The following is a 1,725-nucleotide window of genomic DNA, read 5'->3' as shown; positions in this document are numbered from 1 at the left end:
CAGTAGGTCCAGCATTGGGTTCTGCAGGTGTGAACATCATGGAGTTTTGTAAGCAATTTAACGGAAGAACCCAAGATAAGCCAGGGCAAGTTTTACCTGTAGTAATTACAGTATACGAAGACAAATCTTTTGAATTCGTTATTAAAACTCCACCTGCAGCGATCCAGTTAATGGATGCAGCTAAGATCAAGGGAGGTTCTGGTGAACCAAACAGAAATAAAGTAGGTTCTGTAACTTGGGAACAAGTAAAGAAAATCGCTGAAGATAAAATGGCGGATCTTAACTGTTTTACAATGGATTCTGCTCTTTCTATGGTTGCAGGTACTGCCAGATCTATGGGATTAAGAGTAACAGGAACAAAACCAACTAACGCTTAAAACTTAAAGAAATGGCAAAATTAACTAAAAAGCAAAAGGAAGCTTTAAGCAAAGTAGAAAAAGGAAGAATCTATAACCTTGAAGAAGGTTCAGCTCTTGTAAAAGAAGTGAACACTACAAAGTTTGATGCTTCAGTAGATATCGCTGTAAGATTAGGTGTAGACCCAAGAAAAGCAAACCAAATGGTAAGAGGTGTTGTATCTCTTCCTCACGGTACTGGTAAAGATGTTAAAGTATTAGCTCTTGTAACTCCAGATAAAGAAGCAGAAGCTAAAGCTGCTGGTGCTGACTATGTAGGTCTTGACGAATATTTACAAAAAATCAAAGAAGGTTGGACAGATGTTGACGTAATCGTTACAATGCCAGCTGTAATGGGTAAATTAGGTCCATTAGGTAGAGTATTAGGTCCAAGAGGTTTAATGCCAAACCCTAAATCAGGAACTGTAACAATGGAAATTGGTAAAGCAGTAACTGAAGTTAAAGCAGGTAAAATTGATTTCAAAGTAGACAAGTATGGTATTATCCATGCTGGTATTGGTAAAGTATCTTTCGATGCTGCTAAGATCAAAGAAAATGCTCAGGAATTAATCCAGACATTGATCAAAATGAAACCAACTGCTGCTAAAGGAACTTATGTGAAGAGCATCTATTTGTCTTCTACAATGAGCCCAGGTATTGCAATTGATACTAAATCTGTTAACTAATAATAATCCTTAAGACAATGACAAAAGACCAAAAAGTTGTAGCAATACAAGAGATCAAAGATTTGCTTCAGGATGCAAAAGTAGTATACGTAGCAGATTTAGAAGGTTTGAACGCTGGTAAATCTTCAGATTTCAGAAGACAAGCTTTCAAACAAAATATCAAAGTGAAAGTTGTAAAAAATACACTTTTACAAAAAGCAATGGAGCAGATTGAAGGAGTAGATTACTCTGAAATGTTCCCATCTTTCAAAGGAAACTCAGCGTTAATGATTGCTGAAACAGCAAACGCTCCTGCGAAATTGATCCAAGGATTCAGAAAGAAAGAAGAAAAGCCAGCTTTAAAGTCTGCTTTTGTTCAAGAAACTTTCTACGTTGGTGACAATAACCTAGATATGTTGGCTAACATCAAGTCTAGAGAAGAAATGATCGGTGAAATCATCGGATTACTTCAGTCTCCAATCCAGAGAGTTGTTTCTGCTCTTCAAAACAAATCTGAAACTGTAGAAGCTCAAGCTGAAGAAGCTGCTCCTGTAGTAGAAGAAACTCCTGCTGCTGAAGCTCCAGAAGCTGCTGCAGAAAGCACTGAAGAAACAAGTGCTGAATAATTACACTCAAAAAATTAAATAAATAATCAACAAAAACAT

The 1,725-nt window shown here is 36.8% G+C and carries 3 protein-coding genes; all 3 read left to right on the top strand.

The annotated features are described in order from the left end of the window. A partial coding sequence (gene rplK, locus GB932_RS22420) for a 50S ribosomal protein L11 (protein WP_156758954.1) occupies positions 1-377 on the top strand: 377 nt, incomplete at its 5' end. A gap of 11 nt (positions 378-388) precedes the next feature. Further along, a complete protein-coding gene (rplA, locus tag GB932_RS22415) occupies positions 389-1,081 on the top strand; it encodes a 50S ribosomal protein L1 (RefSeq protein WP_002976422.1) in 693 nt (230 codons plus the stop codon). Between the two features lie 17 nt (positions 1,082-1,098). Then, a complete protein-coding gene (gene rplJ / locus GB932_RS22410) occupies positions 1,099-1,686 on the top strand; it encodes a 50S ribosomal protein L10 (protein WP_062675819.1) in 588 nt (195 codons plus the stop codon). The last annotated feature ends 39 nt before the right edge of the window (positions 1,687-1,725 follow it).

This window comes from Microbacterium karelineae, assembly GCF_009745985.1.
GTDB classification, from domain to species: Bacteria; Actinomycetota; Actinomycetes; order Actinomycetales; family Microbacteriaceae; genus Microbacterium; species Microbacterium karelineae.
This window is presented reverse-complemented; position numbering and strand designations above follow the sequence as displayed.